Origin of the sequence: Halomonas sp. SpR1 (assembly GCF_031010175.1) — a bacterium.
Taxonomy (GTDB): domain Bacteria; phylum Pseudomonadota; class Gammaproteobacteria; order Pseudomonadales; family Halomonadaceae; genus Vreelandella.
On sequence record NZ_JAUAMB010000013.1, the window covers coordinates 1 to 25,896 of the forward strand.

General features: G+C 51.7%; 20 protein-coding genes. 6 read left to right on the top strand and 14 right to left on the bottom strand.

Annotated elements, in window-relative coordinates; translation table 11 throughout:
• Window positions 1–190: 190 nt before the first annotated feature.
• The 6 genes from QT231_RS11215 to QT231_RS11240 form a co-directional block, all read right to left on the bottom strand.
• On the bottom strand, window positions 191–1,699 hold the full coding sequence (locus tag QT231_RS11215; protein ID WP_308320227.1) for a tripartite tricarboxylate transporter permease: 1,509 nt from the start codon (window positions 1,697–1,699) through the stop codon (window positions 191–193).
• A 15-nt stretch (window positions 1,700–1,714) separates the two neighbouring features.
• Window positions 1,715–2,230, bottom strand: coding sequence for a tripartite tricarboxylate transporter TctB family protein (locus tag QT231_RS11220; protein WP_308336946.1), 516 nt, complete (start codon window positions 2,228–2,230; stop codon window positions 1,715–1,717).
• 19 nt (window positions 2,231–2,249) lie between these two features.
• A complete protein-coding gene (locus tag QT231_RS11225; RefSeq protein WP_308336947.1) occupies window positions 2,250–3,194 on the bottom strand; it encodes a tripartite tricarboxylate transporter substrate binding protein in 945 nt (314 codons plus the stop codon).
• A 36-nt stretch (window positions 3,195–3,230) separates the two neighbouring features.
• Window positions 3,231–4,571 carry an enolase C-terminal domain-like protein gene (locus tag QT231_RS11230; protein WP_308336948.1) on the bottom strand — a complete coding sequence of 447 codons (1,341 nt, stop codon included), beginning with the start codon at window positions 4,569–4,571 and terminating at the stop codon, window positions 3,231–3,233.
• 369 nt (window positions 4,572–4,940) lie between these two features.
• A complete protein-coding gene (locus QT231_RS11235; protein WP_308336949.1) occupies window positions 4,941–5,702 on the bottom strand; it encodes a metallophosphoesterase in 762 nt (253 codons plus the stop codon).
• Between the two features lie 86 nt (window positions 5,703–5,788).
• Window positions 5,789–7,501 carry a thiamine pyrophosphate-dependent enzyme gene (locus QT231_RS11240; protein ID WP_308336950.1) on the bottom strand — a complete coding sequence of 571 codons (1,713 nt, stop codon included), beginning with the start codon at window positions 7,499–7,501 and terminating at the stop codon, window positions 5,789–5,791.
• A 1,356-nt stretch (window positions 7,502–8,857) separates the two neighbouring features.
• On the opposite strand from QT231_RS11240, the gene QT231_RS11245 reads away from it, so the two are divergent.
• Window positions 8,858–9,517 carry a M48 family metalloprotease gene (locus tag QT231_RS11245; protein WP_308336951.1) on the top strand — a complete coding sequence of 220 codons (660 nt, stop codon included), beginning with the start codon at window positions 8,858–8,860 and terminating at the stop codon, window positions 9,515–9,517.
• Window positions 9,518–9,617: 100 nt separating this feature from the next.
• On the opposite strand, the gene speG is transcribed toward QT231_RS11245, so the two are convergent.
• Both speG and QT231_RS11255 read right to left on the bottom strand, forming a co-directional pair.
• Window positions 9,618–10,169, bottom strand: coding sequence for a spermidine N1-acetyltransferase (gene speG, locus QT231_RS11250; RefSeq protein WP_064236179.1), 552 nt, complete (start codon window positions 10,167–10,169; stop codon window positions 9,618–9,620).
• A 76-nt stretch (window positions 10,170–10,245) separates the two neighbouring features.
• Window positions 10,246–11,418, bottom strand: a complete 1,173-nt coding sequence (locus QT231_RS11255) for an FAD-dependent oxidoreductase (RefSeq protein WP_308336952.1) — start codon at window positions 11,416–11,418, stop codon at window positions 10,246–10,248.
• A 177-nt stretch (window positions 11,419–11,595) separates the two neighbouring features.
• On the opposite strand from QT231_RS11255, the gene ltaE reads away from it, so the two are divergent.
• Window positions 11,596–12,603, top strand: a complete 1,008-nt coding sequence (gene ltaE / locus QT231_RS11260) for a low-specificity L-threonine aldolase (RefSeq protein WP_308336953.1) — start codon at window positions 11,596–11,598, stop codon at window positions 12,601–12,603.
• Between the two features lie 88 nt (window positions 12,604–12,691).
• On the opposite strand, the gene uxuA is transcribed toward ltaE, so the two are convergent.
• The 4 genes from uxuA to QT231_RS11280 are packed head-to-tail and all read right to left on the bottom strand — an operon-like array spanning window position 12,692 to window position 17,467.
• Window positions 12,692–13,858, bottom strand: a complete 1,167-nt coding sequence (gene uxuA / locus QT231_RS11265) for a mannonate dehydratase (RefSeq protein ID WP_308336954.1) — start codon at window positions 13,856–13,858, stop codon at window positions 12,692–12,694.
• A gap of 37 nt (window positions 13,859–13,895) precedes the next feature.
• Complete coding sequence (locus QT231_RS11270; protein ID WP_308336955.1) at window positions 13,896–14,624, bottom strand: FCD domain-containing protein; 729 nt, start codon at window positions 14,622–14,624, stop codon at window positions 13,896–13,898.
• Window positions 14,625–14,642: 18 nt separating this feature from the next.
• Complete coding sequence (locus QT231_RS11275) at window positions 14,643–16,460, bottom strand: glycoside hydrolase family 2 TIM barrel-domain containing protein (protein ID WP_308336956.1); 1,818 nt, start codon at window positions 16,458–16,460, stop codon at window positions 14,643–14,645.
• A gap of 23 nt (window positions 16,461–16,483) precedes the next feature.
• Complete coding sequence (locus QT231_RS11280; protein ID WP_308336957.1) at window positions 16,484–17,467, bottom strand: TRAP transporter substrate-binding protein; 984 nt, start codon at window positions 17,465–17,467, stop codon at window positions 16,484–16,486.
• Between the two features lie 222 nt (window positions 17,468–17,689).
• On the opposite strand from QT231_RS11280, the gene QT231_RS11285 reads away from it, so the two are divergent.
• The 4 genes from QT231_RS11285 (at window position 17,690) to uxaC (ending at window position 23,372) form a co-directional block, all read left to right on the top strand.
• Window positions 17,690–18,214: a TRAP transporter small permease gene (locus tag QT231_RS11285; RefSeq protein ID WP_308336958.1), complete on the top strand. Its 525-nt coding sequence runs from the start codon at window positions 17,690–17,692 to the stop codon at window positions 18,212–18,214.
• 1 nt (window position 18,215) lies between these two features.
• Window positions 18,216–19,514 carry a TRAP transporter large permease gene (locus QT231_RS11290; RefSeq protein ID WP_308336959.1) on the top strand — a complete coding sequence of 433 codons (1,299 nt, stop codon included), beginning with the start codon at window positions 18,216–18,218 and terminating at the stop codon, window positions 19,512–19,514.
• A gap of 61 nt (window positions 19,515–19,575) precedes the next feature.
• Window positions 19,576–21,966 (top strand): TIM-barrel domain-containing protein, encoded by a 2,391-nt coding sequence (locus QT231_RS11295; RefSeq protein ID WP_308336960.1) that lies wholly within the window; start codon window positions 19,576–19,578, stop codon window positions 21,964–21,966.
• Entirely contained in the window at window positions 21,963–23,372 is a 1,410-nt protein-coding gene (gene uxaC, locus QT231_RS11300; protein WP_308336961.1) for a glucuronate isomerase, read from the top strand. The genes QT231_RS11295 and uxaC overlap by 4 nt, the downstream gene beginning before the upstream one ends.
• Before the next feature lie 54 nt (window positions 23,373–23,426).
• Here uxaC and QT231_RS11305 read toward each other — a convergent pair whose 3' ends face one another.
• Window positions 23,427–24,032, bottom strand: coding sequence for a LysE family transporter (locus QT231_RS11305; protein WP_308336962.1), 606 nt, complete (start codon window positions 24,030–24,032; stop codon window positions 23,427–23,429).
• A gap of 183 nt (window positions 24,033–24,215) precedes the next feature.
• Window positions 24,216–25,874, bottom strand: a complete 1,659-nt coding sequence (locus QT231_RS11310) for a multidrug ABC transporter permease/ATP-binding protein (protein WP_308336963.1) — start codon at window positions 25,872–25,874, stop codon at window positions 24,216–24,218.
• Between the last annotated feature and the right edge of the window lie 22 nt (window positions 25,875–25,896).

Consider the following 25,896-nt stretch of genomic DNA (forward strand, 5'->3'; position numbering starts at 1 on the left):
CTTGCCGTCGGCTAGCACTTCCCCTTGCCGGGCGTGCAGGGGACTTTCACCCCCAAGTCATCCTGAGGCACCACCCCCAGGAACAGCGCCAGTCAAGGCGCTGCGCGCCATGCCTGGCGCACTATAAGAAAGCCCACTTCTTCGAGTGGGCTCCAATACCCTAGCCGCCTCACATGGCGGCCCATGGGCTTCAGGTAGCGGCAGAGTTCGCCTCTTTCTGACGTGAGCGATAGTTCTGCCACAGTGTCAGCACCAGCAGCCCAAAGGCGATAACTAAAAAGGTAACGCTAATGGGGCGTGTGAAAAACGGTGACCAATCGCCTCCGAATACCTGCAAACCACGCCTCAGGTTTGATTCCGCTATAGGCCCTAGAATTAGACCTAGAATAACGGGAGCGGTCCCGAAGCCATATCGGTTAAGAAAATAGCCAAGCAAACCAAATGCCAGCATTATATAAAGATTAAACACATCTCCATCAACTCCATATACACCGATAAAGCAGAAAACAATGATGGCCGATATCAACTGTTTTCTTGGGACTAGCAGGACACGAACAAACAGCTTGATGCCTAAACACATAATGATAAGCATGAAAAAATTGGCGACTAAGTACGCTAGAAATATCCCGTAAATGATGCCGCCCTGGTTTTCAAATAGCATTGGTCCCGGCGTAACGCCTTGAATCATTAAACCACCCAAGAGAACAGCTGTTGCCGCCTCACCAGGAATACCCAGCGCAAGCGTAGGAATTAATGCCCCACCTAACAATGCATTGTTTGCACTCTCAACTGAGACAACGCCAGCACCATGCCCCTTGCCAAATTTCTCAGGCGTTTTAGAAAAACGGCGCGCTTGGTCATAAGCTACCAACGAGGCGATACTGCCCCCCGCACCAGGCACTGGGCCCACGACAGAACCAGACACGATACCGACGAGAAGCGCACGCCAATTGCGCAACGTCTCAAGAAACCGGGGTCGCGCGATATCGACTTTGTGGGGACTGTTTTGGAGCTTATTGGACGGATCATAATCGAAAGCGTCCTTAAGTACCTGCGAGACTGCGAACAACCCAATCAGCGCCGGTAGGAGATTTATCCCAGTCAATAGAGAAAGTTGCCCAAAGGTAAAACGATCCACCCCCGCTATAGGATCAGTACCGATCGTAGAACAAAAGAAGCCTATTAGGCCTGCAATTAACCCCTTTAGTAGGGATTTTCCCGCCACGGAAGCAATGATTACCAGTCCAAAAACACTTAGGGAAAAGTACTCTGCCGCCCCAAAACGCAACGCAAACTCAGCGATAGGTGGAGCAAGAAGGCTCAGCACCACCATGCTCGCCACACCGCCAAGAAAAGAGGCGACGATTGCTAGGCCTAATGCTCGCCCCGCTTCGCCCTTTTGTGCCATTGGAAAGCCATCAAACGTGGTCGCGACCGAGGATGGTGTCCCTGGAATATTGAGCAATATGGCCGGTATCGAGCCACTGGCACCAGCGCCACAAAGAGTGCCTAGCAGCATACCGATACCCATCACAGGTGGCATGCCAAAGGTTACCGGCAATAATAGCGCTATCGCCATCGCCGATGTTAAGCCAGGCAGTACCCCCATGATGATCCCAAGGAAGGTTCCCCCAGCTATTGCCAGTAATGTTCCGAACTGAAAGACTAATCCCAAACCTTCCATATATCCCATCAGCATCTCACTTCTCCTTTATCAATCCGGTAGCGGGATATTGAACAGTTCGGTAAATACATAATAAATAACCAATGACAATGCGACCGAGAAAATTGTATACGCTGTCAAGTTTCGCAATTTACGGCTATTGTTTAATTTCTGAAATTCACCACTCGCTGCAATAAGACAAACGACATTAAAGAAGCAAAATAGCGCTGTGCTCACAATATATCCAAGTCGCTCGAACAAATTGATATAAACAATAATCAAAGCCACGATGATCAGCCACTGCATCATGCCTTTCTTGGAAGGCATAGTATTCAGGGTTATGGCCTCGTCACGCCCCCGCCTTGCGGCAAGCCATTCGTAAGAATCGCGTATTAAGCAGGGCACGGCACATAAAAAAATCAAGCCAGAAATCAACTTTGGGAATGTAGCGGGGGTAAGCCCCCCCGCCATGCTGACTGCTGGCAGCGTAGTAGCCATATAAAATCCAGTTCCAGCTGCCACTACGAGAAACAGATCGAAAATCGGTTTACCTATTTCTTTAGCCATCAGTCACTGACTCCTTATCTTATTCAGCCGCCAAATCACCAGCACTCTCTTTCATTACTTCCGCCGACTCGGCGATAAACGCCTCTAGTTCATCCCCATACAGCGGAACGATATCTAAGCCCAGGTTCGAGGCTGTCTCTTCGAAAGTCCCTTCTTCTACAATTTCTTTGATGGCGCTAACCCACTTTTCCTTGACCTCTTCAGGAAGGCCATCAGGACCCGCGATACCGCGAAATACTGTCAGGGACAGATCGTAACCTTCCTCCTGGAAAGTAGGGACATTGGGCAACGACTCGCTACGCTCGTTGTAAGACATACCCAAGGCTTTCAATCGGCCTGACTCTAGCGCCGAGCGAAGCTCTGCTCCACCGAGCACCACGGCATCCACGTGCCCCCCCATGGCAGCGGAGATAGTCTCAGAACCGCCAGGATAGGGAATAAAGTTGAAATCGACTTCAGCGGTATCAGCAAACGCCACCGCCGCGATGTGAGCGGATGACCCTACACCCGAAACCCCTACGCTCACTGAGGCGCCTTCCTTAGCGGCCTCGACCATCGCGTCTAGATCGGCGTATTCGCTGTCTTCACCGACGGCGATGACATAGGGCTCCTCAAGGATCTTGGCGATAAAATCGAAATCTTCATAAGTAAAGTCAACGTTGCCCAATGCCTCCAGGGTCAGCAATGCGTTACTGGCAGCCGCTAAAGTGTAGCCATCAGCATCTGATGCTTGAGCGCGCGTAAGACCCACGGCGCCGCCGCCGCCCGAGATATTGCGGATGACCAAGTTGGTATCGAGCTTTTCTTCCAGTAGCGGCTGTAGTGCGCGAACGAAGGTATCGTTACCACCGCCGGCAGAGAAAGGCACGATCATGTCGATGTTTTTCTCAGGGTATTCGGCAAATGCACCGGCACTGGCCATCATCGCAGTCGCAATAGATAAATTGAGTACTAATTTTTTCATTGTAATGTCCTTCTTTGTCACATTTAGGGTATTCACTCAGCGCACCAACGCTGGCTTTTTCGGATCAAACGTCCAGTCATCTATCAAATACTGCATTGCCATCGCATCATCCCGAGCACCAGCAGGCAGGGAACGATAGAGCTTATTAGCCTCCTCAATGGCCTTCATATCGATCTCTACACCCAGCCCCGGCGCATCGGTAACAGCCACTTTGCCATCCACAATTTCCGGCGGTTTGCGAGTTAGGCGAGCATCACCCTCCTGCCAGATCCAGTGAGTATCAAGCGCGGTTGTGCGCCCCACGGCGGCAGCTCCCACCTGGGCAAACATGGCCAGAGAAATATCAAAGTGGTTATTGGAGTGCGACCCCCAGGTCATACCGTGATCCTGGCAAAGCTGGGAGACACGTACGGCACCGGAAAGCGTCCAGAAATGCGGATCGGCCAGAGGAATATCGACTGACCGCAACATCAGCGCATGGGCCATTTCCCGCCAGTTGGTGGCCACCATGTTGGTAGCGACTGGCAATCCGGTGGCATGGCGAAACTCTGCTAAAATCTCGCGGCCTGAGAAGCCTTGTTCGGCCCCACAAGGATCCTCTGCGTAAGCGATCACGCCGTGTAGGTTCTTGCATAGCTGAATCGCCTCTTTGAGCGACCAGGCACCATTAGGGTCAATCGTCGTGCGCGCGTCCGGAAACGCATTGTGCAGCGCCGTTACGGCCGCTATTTCTTGCTCGCCAGCCAGGGCCCCGCCTTTTAACTTAAAGTCTTTAAAGCCGTATCGATCATGAGCCGCTTGAGCGAGCTCAACGATGTGTTGCGGCGTCATGGCCGCCTCGTCACGCAGGCGGTACCAATCGTGATCCAAGCCCTCGGTGCCACGGCGGAAATCCAACGGCGTAGCATGTCCATCAGCGATAAAGAATAAGTATCCCAAGACATCAACGCTATCACGCAACTTGCCGTTACCTAAGAGCTCTGCCACCGGCACGCCCAGAAACTTCCCCATCAAATCAAGTAACGCAGCCTCAAGCGCGGCAACCGCATTGATACGCAGTTCAAATGTCCAGGATCCTTTGCCAAAGTCCTCAAAATCGGCACTCCTTCCAGCATTGTGCAATGAAGCAATCATGGAGCGCATTTTTCCAATTGATTGCCCAATTACCAGCTCTCGCGACTGTTGAAGCGATGTCTGAATCGTCTCACCACCGGGGGCTTCGCCAACCCCCACATTACCGTGACTATCTTTGAGAATGACCAAGTTGCGGGTAAAATACGGCGAGTGCGCTCCACCGATATTGAGTAGCATGCTATCCCTCCCTGCGACGGGAACGACCTGCATCTCGGTTATCGTGGGAGTGTCGTGGCTCGACATAAATAATTCTCCATTAGGCGGCTGTAGCGTGCAGATCAGCATCCCGCTCATTGCCGCATAAATATGACCAGGGCAGACAACCACAGCCCTTGTTGATCAATTGAAAGCTCTTAAAAGACGTTGAATATCGGTCAACTTTAGAAATCGCACGTTACTTTGCTCACAAAAGTACGCTTCACTGTTACGGCTAGGCGGATCTTTGCTTTAGCGCAGTAAGTCATACATCATACAAACAAGAAGATATGTAGCATGCCTTTCAGGTGCAAGCGGCAATGCTAAAAATTAAACCAAAGTAGCACTTATCGGAATGCCTATCAGCTATTGATAAACATCCCATCAATAGCCATAAGTCACTGATTATATTTGTCTTTAAATTTCAACTATACAATATGGCTTAAACAGTTCTGGAGTAAACTCATAAGGGTATCCACCGGGGTTGGCAATAATACGCGTGCCGTTGCGCAGAATGTCCACGGGTTCGTGGACATGCCCATGCACCCATATAACCATCTTTCCCATGAGATGAGGCAGATGGGAAGCAAAGGCGGGGGAAAGCGCATCACCTAAATATTGGCCAGGGATGCAGTCGTGCAGCGGGGCGTGGTGGCTAACCACCACTTTTGGACCGTCAAATGGCTGGGACAGTTCGCCTTCAAGCCAAACGAGTGCTTCAGCGTGCATCTGCTGGCTCGCTTGAGGTGTGAACGTTACTCCGGGCGAGGTTTCAACGATTTTAAAATCGGGCATGTAGCGTAGCGCCTTGGACTCAGTATCGGCGGGGTTTTGCGTTGGGTCACCGGCGTACAGCGCAAAGTCAGTCCATAGCGTAGTGCCGTAAAAGCGTACGCCATTGAGGGTGACGGCACGATTATCCAGCAGTTCGATGTCGAGCCGCTCTGCTTCGAGTGCTAGCTCATCACGTAGCAGCGGCATGCAAGTACCGTAGAATTCATGGTTACCGGGCACATAGATAATCGGCGTATGCGGAAAACGGAGACGCGCCCATTCAAGGCCTTCGCTCTTATGATGAATATCCCCTGCCAGAACCACGACATCGGCATCCACCTCAGGCAGTTCGCGGTTACCGTCAAAAAATTCCAAGTGTAGATCAGACAAAATACGCAGACGCATAAGGCTCCTTATCGATACATTACTCAATCCGATCGAATCAAAAAACGACTTGAAGCCCGGCAACCTCAACCTCTAGCAAGAGTCGATCAACGCTTCAGAAAATTACTTTTAACCAGATGCACTACCTCGTCCATGCGGCCGCTTAACACCGCTTTTGCTGAGTAGAGTGCCGTAGAGGCCACTTGACCCGCTTCCACTTTAGGCGGCATCACTAACTCCATTGGGTTGACCACAACATCCAAAAGCGCCGGGCCGGGGTAGGCCAGCCAGTCGTCAATAGCATCTTCAAGCTGGTCTTCGTGCTCTACGCGCTTACCCCATAGCCCCATGGCTTGTGCCACACGGCCAAAATCAGGATTTTCCAGCTCAGTGTAAGCATCCAGCAGCCCTTCTACTTTTTGTTCCAGCTCTACAAAGCTCAATGAGCTATTGTTATAAACCACGATTTTAAGTGGAATGCGCCGCTGCACCAGGGTTAGCAAGTCGCCCATTAACATGGTGAGGCCACCGTCGCCGCACATAGCAATGACTTGACGGTCAGGGTAAGCCAGTTGAATCCCCATTGCTTGGGGGTAGGCGTTCGCCATAGTGCCATGCTGCAAACTTGCCAGGGTACGGCGCTGACCCAGAGCTCGAATGTGCCGCAACATCCACACATACACACTGCCGGTATCGGCAGTGAAAAGTGCATCACTGTTGGCCAGGCGGTCAATCGCCAGCGTTAGCTCTTGCGGGTGAATAAGCCCATCATCGTTACTTTTGTGGGCCGATTTTTCCAGTGATTTCAGGTAGCGCTTGCGACACTTCTCCAGCCAGCGCTTACTGGCATTTGCTTCGACAGCTTGGGAAAACGCCTCGCAGGTATCACGCACGCTGCCAATGATCCCTACATCTACAGGGTATCGCTTGCCTATCTGGGCAGGATCATGATCTACCTGAATAATTACTGCATTCTCAGGGTAAAACTGGCTAAACGCAAAGTTGCAGCCAAGTAGTAACAGCGTGTCACATTCGGCTACCGCATGGTATCCGCCCTCGAGGCCGTAAACACCGGTCATGCCGACTTGGTGAGGGTTGTCATGCTCAATAAAATCTTTGGCGCGTGAAGTCCAGGCAATGGGCGCCTGAAGTATTTCTGCCAGTGCAATAACCTGCTCCCGGGCATCTTCGCACCCAGCGCCAGCAAAAATGGTGATGTTGCCCCCCTTATTGAGCTGTTGTACGGCAGGCACCAACGCCTCAGCAGTGGGGCGCAGTGAGTAATTAAAACAGTGCGCACGATAGGCAAGCTGGTTATGCGGTGTTTGAGTAAAAATATCGCCAGGCACAATCAACACCGCGACACCGCGCTTGGCTAGCGCTGTTTGCGCCGCAAGCGCGGTCATGCGGCGCGCCTGTTCGGGCGAGTTTAGGGTTTCGCAAAAAACGCTGTACTGCTCAAACACGCGAGATTGATCCACTTCTTGGGGGAAGCTGCTCCCCGTCTCGCTAAGAGGCACCTGTGTTGCAATAAAGACCACCGGCGAACCGTTACGATGGGCATCAAACAGCCCATTCACGAAGTGGAGGCTGCCAGGCCCACAGGAGCCGGCACACAACGCTAACTCCTGGGTAAGATAGGCCTCTCCCCCGGCTGCCAAGCCCCCCACTTCCTCATGTCGAACACCGATCCACTCTAGGTCACTTTGTCGCAGGGCATCAGTGAAGTGATTCAGCGTGTCTCCCACCACGCCATAACAGCGTTTAGCGCCTGCTTTCCTGAGAGTTTCCACCATAATTTCAGCAACATTGGTGCTCATTAGCGACTCCTTTCGCAACTTTGAAATAAGTGATAGCTCACCCTTTAGCCTAGCTGAAGAATGCAAAGTATGCGCTACGCTCCCTCTACCCAATCACTCCTCACTACAATTATGCTGCATCGCAACAAAAATAAGCTACAATGGAGGTGTAGTCCCAATAGGAGGACCGCACAATGACTTTTTTAATAACCCCCCCTGCACGCGATAATGAAGTTCTAGAGTTCTGGAGCTTGCATGCTCAGTGGCATCGTGACGCAGTCGAAGCGTTGAAAGCCTACTTAGGCTAATTCAGGCGCTTTTGCACCCTTAAGACCAAAGATAATCACCGAAGCCGGAAAAATTTCCGGCTTTTTTATGCTTATGAAAGCCCTTTCCATTCAAAGACCTAATATCAGCCCACGGGAATTTGTAAGCCATAGCTTACGTAGAATGGCAAATGACCTACATCGTTAGGACTAGCTCTTCGTAGAAAAAGCTCTTAATATCTCAAAAAACAGAATTGCTGCTATGCACAAGATAGGCTGTGTACGACATAGGCTTTTCCAGCATAGGCTTTTTACAGCATCAGGTTTTACAACAAAATCTCAAGGTTTTCTTTGCCCCCTGCAAGAGGAATGAACGCCATGCAACACCTAGCCAACTCACCGCAAACGTTAGAAGTTGATGTTATGAAAGTGTGGGCGGAATGCGCTCTACAACAGCGTGCGGCATTTGACGCTATTAAGGCTTACCTGCGTTAAACATAGAACCAGCATCCTGTTCAGCTCGATACGACGCCTCGTTGATACGAGGCGTTTTTTTTAAGCCTTACAACCAGTTGAATTGTTAAGCTTCGCTACTAATGAACGGGCCGGATTACATGGCCGGAAAGATGTATCTATTACTTAGATAGTTATCCCTTACACAGCCATGCTTGACATTGCTACATTTCCATTGATAAGTAGCACCCGCTCAAGAAACAGCGCTCTCCCAAACGGTTCCTCTCGTCAAGATGAACTTCTTTAACATACGCTACTGCCTCGGTTAATTTAACTTTATCTAATTTTAAAACAGCTACAATGAGCGCCATACCTAGCGAAGTAATGATTTTAAGCGCCACGTTAAGATCGCAGTAGCCGATCTTACTAATCTTCTTCACGGCAGGGTATGGAGTTATACAAAGGAATAGTCTAATATTAGTTTGGCTAATAAAGGCGCAATACTCAACGTGCAGACTCTTCTTGTTATGCACGCACATTGACGAAGGAACGGACGATGCAAACACCTTTTTTGGTTCGCAAAACATCTTATGCTTTAGCTTTAGCGGCGACTCTCGCTCTTAGCGGCTGTCAATCAGGCGCTGATCTGGGAGGCCTGATGTCTGCGGGCTCCAGTTTCGCTGGTGCTGCCACGATGTCGGATCAGCAAATGAAACAACTTGGCGATCAAACCATTGCCCAGCTGGATTCTCAAAACCGCCTTGTTGCAGACGACAGTCAGTATGCACAACGTTTGGCGAAGCTAACCCAGGGCTTAGAAACAGTCGACGGCCATACGCTTGACTATAACGTTTATCATTTAGACGACGTTAATGCTTTTGCGGTACCCAACGGCTCCATCCGGTTGCATAGCGCACTGATGGATGAGATGACCGATGATGAAGTACGCTACGTTATCGCCCACGAGATCGGACACGTCGCGTTAGGGCACTCCAAACGTGCTTTCCAGGTTGCCTATGCCGCGTCCGCTGCACGTGAAGCAGCTGCTGCTAGTGGCAGCACCACCGCCGCCGCACTTTCAAGCTCTGAGCTTGGTGATTTGGGCGAAAAGCTTGTCAATGCTCAGTTCTCGCAACGCCAAGAGAATGAAGCTGATGACTATGCCATTGAGCTAATGCAGCGCCACAATCTGAATGCAGAGGCATCCGTTGCAGCCCTACGCAAGCTAGAAGCCAAATACGGCAATGACAGCAGCGTCTTTTCCAGCCACCCAGCTGCGGGTGATCGTGCAGAGCGCCTAGAAGCTTCCTTCCAGTAAGATGAAGGAACCTGTACTCCTGCTAAATTCACCCCGGTGATACCTAGCGGGAGTACAGGTTGCTACTAACAATATAGTAAACGGGCAACACTGCCTCACTCTAGGCCCACTCGCCACTCTCTTCTTGCTGTTCTGACAATTGGGTTAGGTAGGTGCCCTGCAAGATATACATCCGCTTTACATCGCGGTACTTGCCATTGATAAAGAACTCCTGCACCAAGTGGCCTTCTTCAATAAAACCACTCTCTTCGTAAAGATGGATCGCTTTAACGTTCTCCACCGCCACAATGAGGTATACCTTGTGTAGGTTTAGAATTGTGAATGAGTAGTGCAATGCTTGGCGAATTAAGGAGCGGGCAAACCCTTTCCCCTGGTGATCCGGGGTAATAATGATTTGAAACTCGCCGCTGCGATGGATGTAGTCGATCTCAATCAGCTCTACCAGGCCAATGGCATTTCCATGGCTGTCCTCCGCGACAAAGCGCCGTTCGGCGTTGTCATGGATGTGCTTGTTATACAGTTCCTCCAGCTCATCAAATGACTCGTAAGGCTCTTCAAACCAGTACGACATAATGCTCTGGTTATTGTTTAGTTCATGAACAAAGCGCAGGTCGTTGCGCTCCAGTGCACGCAAATAAAGTTGGTGGCCCATTACCCGCTATCCTTATGAATATCCGTTAAGATATACGCGTTTTAAACTTGCTCGCTACCCGGTTCTTGCATTTAGGCTAGGCTATTTTGGCCAGTCGTTTAAATGAAAACAGCTCCGCCAAAGGGTGCTCTCTACCCTCAATAAGCGCTCGCAGCAGTTTGGCGCCTATCATGCTGTAGCTGATGCCGTTGCCGCCATAGGCCATGGCGAAATGTACGCGTGGGCCCAGGGCATCATGAGGCCCGAAAAAAGGCAAGCCATCGCCGGTTTCCGCAAAGGTACCGCCCCAAGAGAATGTGGGGTTAATATCTAGCCTAGGCCATAGCGCTTCTATCTTAGCTGCCAGCCCCTCGGCCTTCTCTTCTACCCTCGCGTCGCGGCGCTTGGGAATATCTTCGTCGTCATCGTCTCCGCCCACGAGGAGTCGCCCATCGCAGGTAGTGCGCATATAGAGGTAAGGCCTCGCCGACTCCCATACCATGGTGTGGCGTAACTTACCCAAGGCCTCTGGCGGTAGCGGGTCAGTGATAAGCGCATAGCTGCTGAGATTGTCGGCCACCTTTTCTGGCAGCCAGGCTTGCGACTCATACCCTGCAGCCATCACCACGTACTGGCAGCGCAGCTTGGCACTATTGGCCAATGTCAGCGTGACCCCATGGTCGTCCGGCGTTATCGTCTCCATTTGCGTGCGGTCATATACCTCTCCCCCGCGCTCGACCACCCTGGAAAACAGCTGATACGCCATACGATAAGGATCAATCGTGGCGGCTAGCTGAGTAAGAATAGCGCCAGGTGCCACAAAGCCGTACTCTGCAAAAATAGCCTCGCGCTCCATCCATTCGGCTTCAAACCCATGTTTTTGGCGCAGCGCCAACTCCTCTTTGAGGGGCGCAACATCCTCTTCGTTACTGGCATAGTAAAGACTTTGCTGACGTTCAAAATCCACATTGCCCAGCTCAGCCGCCAAAGACTCAAGCTCACCAATGGCCTCGGCACAGGCACGGTAAGCACGCACAGCGTCGGCCTCCCCATAGCGCTCGGCTAACGCTGTCATGTGGGCGTCGATTTCATACTGCAGTAAAGCGGTGCTGGCGGCTGAGCTGCCCCACCCCACATCCCGGCGCTCAAGCACCACCACGTGGTGGCCTTTGCGACTTAGCTCATCAGCAATCAACGCGCCCGTAATGCCGCCGCCAATCACAACAACTTCACACTGATGATCGCGAGTCAGTTGAGGAAAGGTTTTCAATAATCCGTTCTTTACCGCCCAAAAGGGATAGCCACTTTTTAGATCCATCGGGTTGCCTATACTAGAGAGAGTTGAAGTATGCTGTTAACCATAGATGGTTCCTAGCAACTTGCTCGATAAAGCGTCCCTAAGTGGCTGCCCTCATTAGTTAAATTAAGGCTCAGAAAGGAGTTCCGCATGATTGATCTACGCAGTGACACGGTGACTCGCCCCTCCCCCGCCATGAAAGATGCCATGCTGGCCGCGCCGGTGGGTGACGATGTATGGGGCGATGACCCGACGGTCAACGCGTTTCAAGCCAATCTGGCCGAGCAGACAGGCAAAGAGGCGGCGCTGCTGTTCCCAAGCGGCACGCAAAGTAACCTGGTGGCACTCATGGCCCACTGCGAGCGCGGCGATGAGTACATTGTGGGGCAGTCTGCCCATACCTATCGCTATGAAGGCGGTGGCGCGGCAGTGTTAGGCAGCATTCAGCCACAACCTATTGAAAATGCCCCCGATGGCAGCTTGCCGCTTGAGAAAATAAACGCCGCGATTAAAGCCGTTGATTTTCACTTTGCGCGCACCAAGCTGCTGGCGCTGGAGAACACCATTGGCGGCAAAGTGCTGCCCGCAGACTACGTATTGAAAGCCACCGAACTGGCCCGGGAGCGTGGGCTGGCAACACACTTAGACGGTGCTCGGCTCTTCAATGCCGCGGTAGCCACGGACACCTCGCTCAAGCAGCTGTGCCTGCCGTTTGATAGCGTGTCGCTATGCTTTTCTAAAGGTATGGGCTCCCCTATCGGCTCGGCCCTGGTAGGCTCGCAAGCACTGATCGACCGCGCACGACGCTGGCGTAAAGTAGTGGGTGGCGGAATGCGCCAATCCGGCATTATCGCTGCTGCCTGCCAGTATGCGTTGGATCATCACGTAGCAGACTTAGCCGACGACCACCGTCGTGCAGCGCGACTGGCAGAGGGCTTAGCGAGACTGCCTGGCGTCGAAATCACCTCACAAGCGACCAATATGGTATTCGCGCACTTCCCCGACGAACATGTTCAGCCGCTCTCCGCCTGGCTCAAAGAGCACGGCATATTGATTGAGCTACTTTACGCCACGCGTTTCGTTACTCACCGCGATATTCATGACGCGGACATCGACAAGGTTATCGCGGTGATGGAGGCGTATTTCAGCCGACATTAAAGGCTAGGCCTGTGGGTGAAAGGCAACTGATATGCCTATTAGCCCACGACGTAAACCATTAACGACTTATCTCCAGATTTTTTTTGCTTCAATCGCCCCGTTTGGATCGAAGCGCACGCTCAACTCCACGAATTTCGGCCATGCCGCGCAAACGCCCGATTGCCGGGTAGCCAGGCTTAAAGTCACTGCGCAAATCGCTCAACATCGCATGGCCATGGTCTGGCCGGAAGGGAAGTTGCTCCCCTCTTTTTTCTTCAATAGCCAAAATGATATCGACAAGGCGAACCATATCGGTATCGCCGTCTAAATGGGCATCTTCGTGAAAACTGGCCCCATCTGCTTCCAGTGTAGTATTTCGTAAGTGTAAAAAGTGAACTCTATCTGCCTGTTCTTGCAGTATTGCAATAACATCATTATCACGACGCACGCCCAACGATCCGGTGCAGAGTGTAAATCCGTTCACCGGGGACGACACCATATTGGCGATATCCCTCAAGTCCTGAGCGGTTGAGACCACGCGCGGCAACCCGAATAGAGAATACGGTGGATCGTCTGGATGAATAGCCAACCGGACACCTGTATACGCTATCTTGGGAATGACTCGCGACAAAAACGCAGCGAGATTTTTTCTCAATCCGTCCGCGCTAATATCCTGATAAGCAGCGAGCCGATCTCTAAAGCTATCGAGACTGTAGCTCTCTTCAGAGCCGGGAAGGCCTGCAATAATGGTATTGGTGAGTTCCTCAACCTGATCTGCGTTCATTTCAGCAAGGCGAGCCTGGGCGGCTTGCTGGATTTTCTCATCATAATCTGCCGCTGCGCCTGGGCGCTGGAGAATAAAGAGGTCAAATACAGCAACACTGAGCGCGTCATACCTTAAGCATAAGGCGCCATCGGGTAACTCATGGCGCAAGGAGGTTCTGGTCCAATCGAGTACCGGCATAAAGTTGTAACAGATGGTTTTTATGCCAGTCTCGGCAAGATTAATGGCACTTTCTGCCCAGGCATCAGCCAGTGCTTCCCAACCGTCGGCATGCGTCTTGATATCTTCATGTATAGGAATGCTTTCTGCCACTGACCACTCAAGCCCCGCAGCTTCGATAACAGCTTTGCGTTCCATGATTTCACTCAAGGACCACACACAACCGTTCGGTAAGTGATGCAGAGCGGTCACAACACCAGTCGAGCCCGCCTGTCGTACATCCGACAAGCTGATTGGATCGTCCGGCCCAAACCAGCGCCATGTATGTTTCATCAACCTTCTCCCCTATATGCTTATTTATATATGCTTATTAAATAGTGCTCTTGTTAAACAGATAACCGTCAAAATTCGGGTCTTCCACGTCGGAAAGCTCCATCAGGGTGTCTCGGACGTTTTCTAAATGAAGCCACATCGCCTTACGCGCCCCTTCGGCATCTTTTAGCTGCAGTGCAGAAAGAATATCCTGGTGATCCTTTAGCCATTTTTCGCGGTAGTTGGTATCGAATATCCGCTCATGCAGTCTGGCCCACATCAAGCTCTGGTCTCTTTTCGCCCAGAGTTCAGAAACCATATCGACCAGCACACTGTTTTGGGTCGCCTCCGCTATCAGACGATGGAATAGTTCATCACTGGAGTAGTCGTTATTCTTCTCTTCAATGCCCTTGCGCTCCATATCAAGCGCTTCCCGCATGCGTACAATATCGTTTTTGGTCACTGACACCGCGGCAAAGCCGGCGATGCTGCTTTCCAAAAGTTGCCTTGCCTGCAACAGTTCAAACGGTCCTATATCATCCACCACAGGCTGTGCTACCGAGTGACTGTCGGAAAGCAAATAGATGCCAGAGCCTTTTCTCACTTCAACCAGCTCTTCAATTTCAAGCATCAGTATGGCTTCCCGTGCTGCAGATCTGCCCACGTTCAGCGCCTCTGAAATCTGACGCTCAGTCATAATACGATCGCCGACTTTATACCCTTTCTGCTGAATCAAAATCTTTAGGTCGCGAGCCAGCTCTTGGTAACGCCGTAAACCTTTATGCATTAGATTTCATTTCCATTTTTAATCTTTTATAGAGTGGTAAAAAGAAGCCAGGACATTAAATGCTTCTTTTTTAGTAGATTTATCAGCAGCGATTAGCCCTTTTCGATTGAATCCTCTCTGGAAGATATTTTGTCTTCGTTCGACTCTAAAGTCGTATAAAATCCAGGGGGAAATGCCTTTGATATAAGCTAGCTTTTGCAGCGTATCAATCTGCCGCCGGTAAACATCCGCCATATACTTTTCGCTGAACAGGCCTTCAGATGGGCCTTGAGATGAGTTATCGCCATCCGCCCCCGTTTCAGAAATGACAACAGGACGATCAGGGTCAGAATTTTTTCCGATGGCGTATAGGTCGTCAAAGTTTTCATCGTACCAACCGTAATATTCATTAATGCCTATAACATCTAAATGGTTGACTAACCGATCCTCGATTTTTAACTTTGCATGATTAATCAGACACGCCGCAGCTACTAGGCGCGTGGGGTCATTGAGACGTGCTGTTTCAGCCAGGTCGCGCATAAAAGCCAGACGGCTATCCGTATCGGGGTTCTCGTTTCCAATCGACCAGATAATGACGCTAGCTCTATTGCGGTCACGCTTAATCAACTCAATAAGCTGATTTTTAGCGTCTCTAAGCGTGTTGTGATTATCAAAGTCGATGGCCCAGTAAACGGGGATTTCCTGCCAGAGTAAAAAGCCCAGCTCATCGGCAAGCTCAGCGACCCGTTCATGGTGGGGGTAGTGCGCGAGGCGCAGAAAATTGCACCCAAGCTCTTTCGCATGAGTGAGCCGTCTGCGAATGTCCTCTTCGGAAGTTACCTTTCCGTAAGTGTCATCATCCTCATGGACAGAAATGCCGCGTAGCCAGATAGGCTCACCGTTGAGAAGAATATCGACCCCTTGGCGAACGATAGAGCGGAATCCGACACTGTCAGTAATGCGATCCTCGCCAGCCGTGAGTATCACGTTGTAAAGGCGTGGGTTTTCAGGCGACCAAAGCTCTGGCGCTGCTGCTATTCGGCAAGTGCCTTTGCCATCTTCAATACCAATCTCTTCGGCAATGCCTAATTCAGGTATCTCAAGATGGGCATGGTAAATTCCGGATCCATCAACAACTACATCAACGTCTATCGCCATGCCATCCTGGGAAAGGCGAATAAACATGTCGCGGATAAACTCTTTGGGTAGGCTAAATAACTCAACCTCGCGGTAAACGCCACCGTAATTAAACCAGTCTGTATTGCGCATCGGTACGCGATCCAGCGTACGGGTATTATTGACACAGAGCATCAGCCAATTGGTTTCTTCGGCAAGGTCCTCCGTCAACTCAACGTAGAAGGGTGTCGAGCCGCCATAGTGATTGCCTAGGAATTTACCGTTAAGAAATACTTTACAGTCGTACTGAGCCGCACCGACCCTAAGGATGTAGCGTTGGTCTGATTCAGCGTCGCTATCCCGTTTCTTAGCCAGCTTTTTAGCTAGTTCTTGACCCAGCTTTTTGGTGTACCAGGCGCTACCCTCAAAAAAGTACCATTTCTCCTTTAGCATGGCCCAGTTTGAGGGCACCGGGATGGATTCACCCATAAATGGGTCGTAGTCCCAGGGTTCAGTGCGATCAGCAGGGTCGGCCGGCTGCATTTCATACCATTTTTGACGCAGACCTGTATCAAGCAAATCCACGCAAAAATTCCAACTACCGTTAAGCGACGTAGACGTGCGGCCTTTCGTGAACACCATTGTGGAGTGGTTCAGATTTTGCAGATTCAACGGCACATCATACTTTTCGTCATGTAACGACGTTAGGGCATTCTCAGCCAAGGATGATCGCTCTAGCATCTCCCACCTCCCCTGCAGCGGTTTTAGTTAGCCTCTGCCTTGATTCGGCTGATTAGGTCGGCCAACTCGGCAGATTGGTTGGCCACCTCATCGTGCATAGGCATGACCGCTTCAATAAAGGGCGCTTTATCTACTTCATTAATCTCAACTCCCATCTCAGTCTCAGCGGTTTCCAGAGCTTCCCTGGCAATTTTGTTCCATGACTCTGAATGAAACGCCTGAGCTTCAGAGGCTGCTTGCTGTAACGCCTGCTGTTGATCTTCAGTCATTTTATTCCAGGCACACTCGGAGATAACGACCACAGAAGGGATGATGGTGTGCTCATTAAGAGAGAAGTGACTAACCACTTCACCATGCCGGGCATTAGTCAGGGCTGTCGGGTTATTTTCCGCCATTTCGACGACCCCCTGCTGAAGTGCGCTATAGAGCTCACCCCAATCAATGGGGGTTGGGTTACCGCCCAGCAGTTCCACCATGCGTATTGCTGAGGGGCTGGGTTGCACCCGCACGTTGATACCGCTTAGATCTTCCGGTGAGTAAACCGCACGATCACCATAGAAAGAGCGCGCTCCTTCCGTCAGGAAGGCAACACCCAGGAAGCCTTTGCCCTTCGAGGAAGTGAGTATGTCTTGGCCAATATCTCCGTTAATGACCCGTTCAAAATGCTCTTCGCTTTCAAAAATGAAGGGTAAATTCATGGCGCTATACATTGGCTCGAACGCTTCAAGTTCCGCCGTATTACTACGCGCCATATCCAATATGCAGTTTTGCACCAGCTCCATGGATTCTCGTTGAGTGCCAAGCTGGGCGTTGGCAAACACGCGAATGTTGAGCTCTCCATTAGTGAGCTCAGTAAGGCGTTCGCCCATATACTGCATGCTCACATGGGTCGGATGATCCTCGGGGTTGTTGTGATTCAGGCGTAGAGTATCGGCGTGTACCAAAGTAGTCGCTGAGATTAAGGCTGTCCCCATAATGGCAGGACTCAAAAAATTTCTTATTGTCATTTGTTGACTCTCCCAGGTTGTCTTTCATGAAAGCAGATTGCCATTCTATTGAGGGCATCAACTTTCTTCTTAGCAGACAAAAGATGGCTTACCCACCGCATCATGTCAACCAATAAGACAAATTGGTTGACATGTTTTGCGGTAGCAGCGACTCTCTGCATAATGACTAGGGAGTATGGTGCTAGTCGGCGATACACAAAAATAAAACCAGAGGTCTTCCGTATGAAACGCACGTTGGACTATGTGCTTGGCTCGGCTGTCTTTTTAATATTAGTGATCATCGTCGCCAGTGTAATGTGGCAGGTGTTATCCCGATATGTATTAGGAACACCGAGCACAAGCACAAGCGAAATCGCACGATTATTGTTTATGTGGTTAGCACTGTTGGGCGGGGCCTATACCTTTGGTCAAGCTCGACACCTCGCCATTGATATATTGCCTCTTGCCTTAAACGGCCGCTCACGTCAGTTACTCAACACACTCATATTGTTAATCGTTGCTGGCTTTGCCTTCTTTGTAATGGTGTGGGGCGGTTGGCAAATGGTCTCCCGAACGCTGGCATCAGGCCAAATAACCCCCACGTTGAGACTCCCCATGGGCTATGTATATGGCCCCATTCCGGTCTCGGGACTGATCATCATTTTTTACTGTTTTATCTTTTTAGGACGGGTTTGGCTTAACCCCAAGTCGGAAGGCGGCTTCACTATCGATCCGCAACAAGCACCTGCCTCACAAGAGAGAGATTAATATGAATATAACAGTCCTGGTGCTTTTTGGGTCGTTCGCGCTTTTAATGGTCTTAGGCATACCCATTGCGTTCGCGATTGGCGTATCTGCGACACTCACCTTCCTGTTATTCATGAGCGTTGATCAATCCTTCAGCATTGTTGCCCAGCAAATCGCCTCGGGGCTTGATAGTTTTACGTTAATAGCCATCCCCTTCTTCATTTTGGCTGGCAACATTATGAATCGAGGTGGTATCGCACTTCGCCTTATCGATTTAGCCAAAGTGCTTGCTGGAAGACTCCCCGGGTCGCTTGCCCACGTCAATATCATTTCCAATATGCTGTTCGGCGCCTTATCCGGCTCAGCCGTAGCTTCGGCGGCAGCTGTTGGGGGCGTGATGGCGCCCATCCAGAAGCGGGAGGGTTATGATCCTGCTTTTTCGACAGCCGTTAACGTCACCTCTTGTCCTACGGGGCTATTGATTCCTCCCAGCACAACACTCATTGTTTACTCGCTCATTACTGGTGGCACGTCGATAGCAGCGCTTTTCTTGGCAGGTTATATCCCCGGCATCATCATGGGCTTATCCCTAATGGTGGTGGCAGGCATCATATCTAAAAGAAAGGGCTACCCCGTCGCGGAGAAACCCTCTCTTGCTGAAGTTAAATTAGCATTACGCCGGGCGATATTGCCTTTAGGCCTTATTGTTGTGGTGATTGGCGGTATTATTAGTGGCGTATTTACGGCGACTGAAGCCTCGGCGATCGCTGTTGCGTATTCACTTTTACTGTCTTTATGTTGGTACAGAGAAATAGGTGTAACGGATCTTCCTAAGATCTTTATCGACTCGGTCGTCACAACGTCTATCGTATTATTCTTAATCGGCTGCTCAATTGCCATGTCTCGCGCCATGGCGTTCGGCGACATACCTTTAACGATCTCTTCTTTTATGATCGGTATTTCCGATAATCCGATCATCATTTTGCTGTGCATTACCGTCGTACTGCTGGTGATTGGTACTTTTATGGATATGACTCCGGCACTGCTTATCTTCACTCCTATCCTTATGCCAGTGATGCAGGATATCGGTATAGACCCTGTGCACTTTGGGATAATAATGACGATCAATCTCTGCGTCGGTATTTGTACCCCGCCAGTGGGCTCAGCACTTTTTGTTGGCTGCTCCATCAGTGGCGTGAGTATTAGTCAAGTGATGAAACCAATTCTGCCATTTTATTTAGCCTTGATAGCCATTGTTCTACTGGTGACCTTCGTTCCACAAATCAGCTTATTTTTGCCCCAGCTTATTTTAGGTTATTAACGAGTTGGTTCCAGGTGATGACCACCGTTAAATCCTGAATTCAGGAATCAAAGGATAAACAATGAAAACCTTAAAAAACTGGCGCCTGGAGCACCACGACGACACGACCGTGCACCTGAGAGTGGGCGATAGGCATATTATCCGCATCAACATTCTAGAGAATGCATTGTTCCGCGTACGCCTCCTAAAGGAAGGCGTATGGCGTCTTAACCGCTCATGGACAGTAAACCCGGACGGCAACACCTTACCAAAGGGCCGATCACGTGATTCGGTGATGGGGTTCAGTTGTCCCCAGTATAAGCTTGGGTGGTCGGATGGCCAGCTGCAGATCGAGACCAGTGCCTTACGGCTCACCGTCTCTCAGCCGTTGCATTTTAGGTGGGAAGCCTACGTGAATGAGGGCTGGAGGTATTTAGCTGAAGACAGACCCACGGGCGCTTATATGCTGGGCGTTAAGAACCATGCCCACGCCCACTTTTTACGTCGGCACCCCGATGAGCGGGTTTATGGCTTGGGCGAAAAGGCTGGGCTGCTGGAGCGGACGGGGCGGCGTTTCGAAATGCGCAGCTTGGATGCCATGGGGTATGACGCAGAGCGCACCGACCCGCTGTATAAACACCTGCCTTTCACCATTACCCAAACCGCGTCCACCGGTAGTTTTAGTATCTTCTACGACACATTGAACACTTGTGTGTTGAACATAGGGCAGGAGCTTGATAACTACCACGCCCCTTATCGTTCCTTTACGGCCGATGATGGCGACCTGGATTACTATTTCCGCTGGTCGCCACAGCTTCTAAACCTGGTGAAGAGCCAGCTTGCGTTAACCGGGGGGATGGCATTTCCGCCGCGCTGGTCGCTGGGCTATTCCGGGTCAACTATGGCCTATACGGATGCACCCAACGCTCAGGATCAGCTCATTGGCTTTTTGCGCAAACTGGAGAACGAGGCGATCCCCTGCGACAGCTTTCATCTTTCTTCGGGTTACACCTCCATTGCAGATAAGCGTTATGTGTTTCATTGGAATAACGACAAGGTGCCTGAACCCACCGCATTGACGAAATCATTTAATGATGCCGGCGTTCGATTAATCGCCAATATCAAACCCTGCTTGTTAAAGAATCACCCGCGTTACCAGGAAGCAGCGCAACATAAACTATTTATCCAAGACAGTGAATCTGACCAGCCGGAGCTTTCAAGCTTCTGGGACGATGAAGGCTCTCACCTAGACTTCACCAATCCCGATACGCTCAGCTGGTGGAAAGAGAACGTCACTCAGCAACTGCTTAACCTCGGCATTACGTCGACCTGGAATGATAACAACGAATTTGAAGTGTGGGATCATGGCGCTCGCTGCGTTGGCTTTGGTGAAGCGATCGAGGTAGGACTGATCCGGCCTTTGCACTCGCTGTTGATGGTTCATGCCTCTTGGGAAGCACAGTCTCAACACACGCCCCAGCAGCGCCCCTACGTTGTGACGCGATCAGGCTGTGCGGGCCTGCAGCAGTTCGCCCAGACCTGGACTGGGGACAACAAAACTTGTTGGGAGAGCCTGCGTTGGAATATCCGTATGGGGCTGGGGTTGTCGCTTTCGGGCATCTACAACATTGGCCACGATGTCGGCGGGTTCGCAGGCCCCCAGCCTGAACCAGAGCTTTTACTCCGCTGGGTTCAGAACGGCGTATTTCATCCTCGGTTCTCCATTCACAGCTGGAACAACGATGGCTCTGTGACTGAGCCTTGGACGCACCCCAGCGTTGCAGACGGCATTCGTACAGCTATCCAATTCCGCTACCGCTTGTTGCCTTATTTTTATACCTGCCTTTGGCAGGCGGTAAACCACCACGAACCCATGCTGCGCCCCACCTTTCTCGATCATGAACATGACGCCCAAACTTATGCAGACACCGACGATTTTCTGCTAGGCCGAGATTTACTCGTGGCGTCTGTGGTTGAGCAAGGTGCGGATAAGCGACGCGTCTATCTGCCCGACAACCAGACAGGCTGGTGGGACTATTGGACTGGTCAACTGCATGCTCCTGGAACCTGGTTCGAGAAGCCGGTTTCATTGGCTGATATGCCGCTGTTTGTTAAGGCTGGATCAATACTGCCGCTTGCTAATGAAGCCATGAAAGCAACGCCGGAGGCGCAAGTTGGCCGAACCTTGGCACTATTTCCCATGTCAGGGGCGTTTTCCTGCACCTCGCTTATTTATGACGATGACGGCGAGAGCAAAGATGGTCCGCACTGTGTTACCTCTCTGCTGCTTAGCGGCGATGAGCATGGCTTGGAACTGCACATCAGCCATGCTGGCGATATGCCTTTCCCGTTTTCACAGCTCAACATTGTGCTGCCCGCAGGTGAAAACCGCCCCTTGAGCTATGGCGGCCAAATCATCGAGCGGGGTGGTTTCATCACCATGCACAATCATGATGAGAAGGATGCTTTATGAGTACTTTCCTACATGCTGATTTCTTGCTGGATACAGAGACAGCACGCCGCCTCTACCATGATGTGGCAGCGGACTTACCTATTATTGACTACCACAACCATCTGCCACCCGAAGAGGTGGCTAACAATCGCCGTTGGGACAACCTAGGCGATCTATGGCTGAGCCATGACCACTACAAATGGCGCGTGATGCGCTGGGCAGGCGTTCCTGAATCTCACATTACCGGCAGTGCAACAGACAAAGAGAAGTTTCAGGCGTTTGCCGAGATTCTCCCTAAAACGATTGGCAACCCTATGCACCACTGGAGCCATCTCGAACTGTGGCGCTACTTTGGTGATGAGGGCAAGCTTATCAACGGCGATAGCGCAGAAGATATCTGGCAAACCACCCAAGCAAAGCTGAGCCAGCCTGATTTTCACGCCCAGGGTTTGTTGAAAAAGATGAAGGTCGAACTCATTGGCACCACCGATGATCCCCTCGACAGCCTTGAGCACCACCAAGCCTTTGCTGCCTCGCCGCACAGAGGCGGGCTTTCAATGGTGCCTACCTTTCGCCCGGATCGCGCGCTGGCCATCGAAGGCGCAGGGTTCAGTGCCTATATTGAAAAACTGGAGAGCCTAACCGGACAGCCCATCAACACCTTCGAGCATCTGGTCAGCGCACTTACGGATCGTTTGGCGTACTTCATTGCCAACGGTTGCCGTGCCGCCGATCACGGTATCGGACAGCTAGGGCAAGCTGATGAACTAAGCAGTAGTCAACTTGATGCCATTCTGGAGAAAGGCCGCCAGGGCAAAGCCTTAACGCCAAACGAAGCAGAGAGCTTCCGTATGGCCGTCTTGGTAGAGCTGGGCCGTGCGTACGCGCGGGCAGACCTTGTGATGCAATTGCACATAGGGCCGCTGCGCAATAACAGTACGCAAATATTCCGCGCAGCTGGCAGCGACTCAGGGGCTGATTCCATTCAGGATAAGCCCATCGCCGAGCCGTTAAACAAATTACTGGATCGAATGGATAGCACCTATGAGCTGCCGCGCACCATTCTCTATGCGCTGGATCCCAGTAAAAACCCCATCATCGTCACCACGGCGGGTAACTTTCAAGGCGGTGGCATTGCAGGCAAAGTTCAGGCAGGTACTGCATGGTGGTTCAATGACCAGCTTGACGGCATGGAAAACCAGATGAACCAACTGGCTCAGATGGGGTTACTGTCCACATTCACCGGCATGTTAACGGACAGTCGATCCTTTTTATCCTTTCCCCGGCATGAGTATTTCAGAAGGCTGCTTTGCCGCATCGTCGGGCGTTGGGTTTCTGAGGGACTGGCACCCAATGATGACAAACTGCTTGATAGGATCATTGCGGATATCTGTTACCACAACGCACGCCGCTGGTTCATGGAGTAAAGGACTAAACAGATGCGTGTATAGATACGACCATCGCGGTAATAGAGAGCTATTTCAGCCGGTATTAAAAGCGAGATGCACGGCGATGCCAGCCATCATCAAGCCAATCAGGCCATCGATAATGCGCCACGCGATAGGCTTCGAGAGCCAGGGCGAAAGCGCGGCACCGCCCCAGGCCAGCAGGCTAAACCACAGTATGGAAGCCGTAGATGCCCCCGCCACAAACACACCGGCGCTTTCCTGCTGAGCGCCAATGGCGGGTATCAGCAGCAGCGTATCCAGGTAAACCTGGGGGTTAAGCACAGTGACAGCAAGAGTGGCGAAAATCACTTTGGTTAAGCTGCGCGATTTGCCCGCTCCGGCACGTAGCCCCTGCCGCCCGCTAAAAGCTCTAAACAACGCCTGGGCCGCCAGCCAGCTTAAAAACGCCACGCCCACCCAGCGCATGACTTCCATAGCGCTGGGCATCGTCAGCAGAAAAGCGCTCACCCCAAACATGCCTGCCGTGAGCAGAATAATATCCGCGCTTATACACAGCCCCGCCGACCACCAGTGGTACTCACGACGAATAGCCAGCCCAAGGATGTAGGCGTTTTGCGCCCCAATCGCCATGATAATGCCGCCGCTCACCACCAGCCCGGTGATATAACTTTCCCACATTGCCCAGCTCCCAGTGTCAGAATATGCGTCGCGTTGATCAAACTGACACTAAGGTAACGGGGAGCACTGATAACTAAAAATCATCCTGCTAATGGGGTATTAGTTTTTCTTATGTAATAAAAATGTCTATAGCCAGCCAGAACCAGCCTCGGCTCGGCTGATTGAGGGTTAGCCATTTCGCTTTCACCCATTCACCCTCGCCACCGCATCGCGGCTGGCCGCTTCACGCTGTTCGCCGGTAAGTTCGACCAACTGACCCTGGCGCATTTCCAGCAGGCGGTCGGCCTGGTCGAAGTAGTGGTCGTCGTGGCTAATCACTACCAGCGTTTTGCCTAGCGCCCTTAGCTGCGGTATCAGCTCACGGTAGAACACCCGCCGGAACTGGGGATCCTGGTCGGCGGCCCACTCGTCTAGCAACAGCAGATCGCGCTGCTCAGCCACCGCCAGCAGCATCGCCAGGCGCTTGCGCTGGCCCTGAGAGAGGTTAATGTTGGTGATGCGATCACCGTCGAAGTCGAGCTTACTCTGCATGCCCAGTGCCGCCAGCCACTCTTCCATCAGCACCGGGTCGGGTGACTCGCCCGCGGGGCCCATCAAACGGTCAAATAGATGCAGGTCGGTATAAATCGCCGAGAAGTGTTGGCGATAGCGTGTCCAGTCCTCTTCCCGCAGCGGCATGCCATCGACCCGTACGCAGCCGCTTTGCGGTTGATAGAGCCCGGTTAGAAGCCTCGCCAGGGTCGATTTACCACTGCCGTTGCCACCAATCAGAAACACCACCTCGCCGCGCTGTAAGGTCAGATCGATAGGGCCGATAGCAAAGCCCGGCCGGGACTCCTCATCCGGGTAGCGATAGCTGACCTGCTCCAGGGTAAGCGTCTGCCAGTTGTGGCGCAGCGCAGAGTGACCGAATGCCTCACGATGCTCGGCCAGGTCTAAACTGCTGATTTTTTCGAACGCCACCCGGGCATTAATCAGCGTCGGAAAGGCGCCAATGGCCTGCATCAGCGGCCCACGTAGAAACAGTAGCGTGAGTGAGAACGTCGTGGCTACCTGCACCGATGCCCAGCCCAGGCCGTTGGCCAAAAAGAACGCTAGGCCAATCGCCCCCAGCATCATGATGTTGAACCAGTTCACCGCGCTCAGATGATAGGTATCGCCAAGAATAAAATGGCGCCGACAATCCTTTGCGTTCGGGGTGTAGACATCGCGATACAACCATTCGGCACGGTCGCGATTGAGCGCCAACTCTTTGCGCCCCTCGATCACCGACTGGTAATCCGCGTAGAGACGATCCTGTATTTCGCGCAGTTTGGCCATATGCCCATAGACCCGGGCCACCAAGCGTATACCAATTAAAATAGTCACGATCACCCAGAGCGCGGTGACGCCCAGCATGGCAGGCGAAAGCCACGCCAGGTAGAGCGTGGCGCCTACCGTCAGCACCCCACCCTGTACCAGTTCCGGCAAGCGTATAAACGCAACAGTCACTGAACTCACATCGGTGGAGAGGCTCGCCAACAGGCGCGCACTGCCAATCTGTTCGGCGCGTTCGATATTGGTATCCAGAATTCGCTTGATCAACTGCCCCCGCAGCCGGTAAACGAAATGGTGGCCCAGCGTGGTCAGCGCCAACTGTGATGTCAGGGTAATAACCAGTAACAGCGCTATCAGTCCCAGGAACTCTGGCAGGATGCGCCAGGGGTCGGTGAAGGTACCCAGCAGCCGTTGATTGATATAGGCGATGACACCAATGCCCAGCCCGGCGCTTGCCAGGCTAAGCAGCACCACGGCCACAAACGGCCAGCGGTAATCACGCCATACAATCCTCAACAGTTCCATGACAAGGCTCCTTTGGCGATTC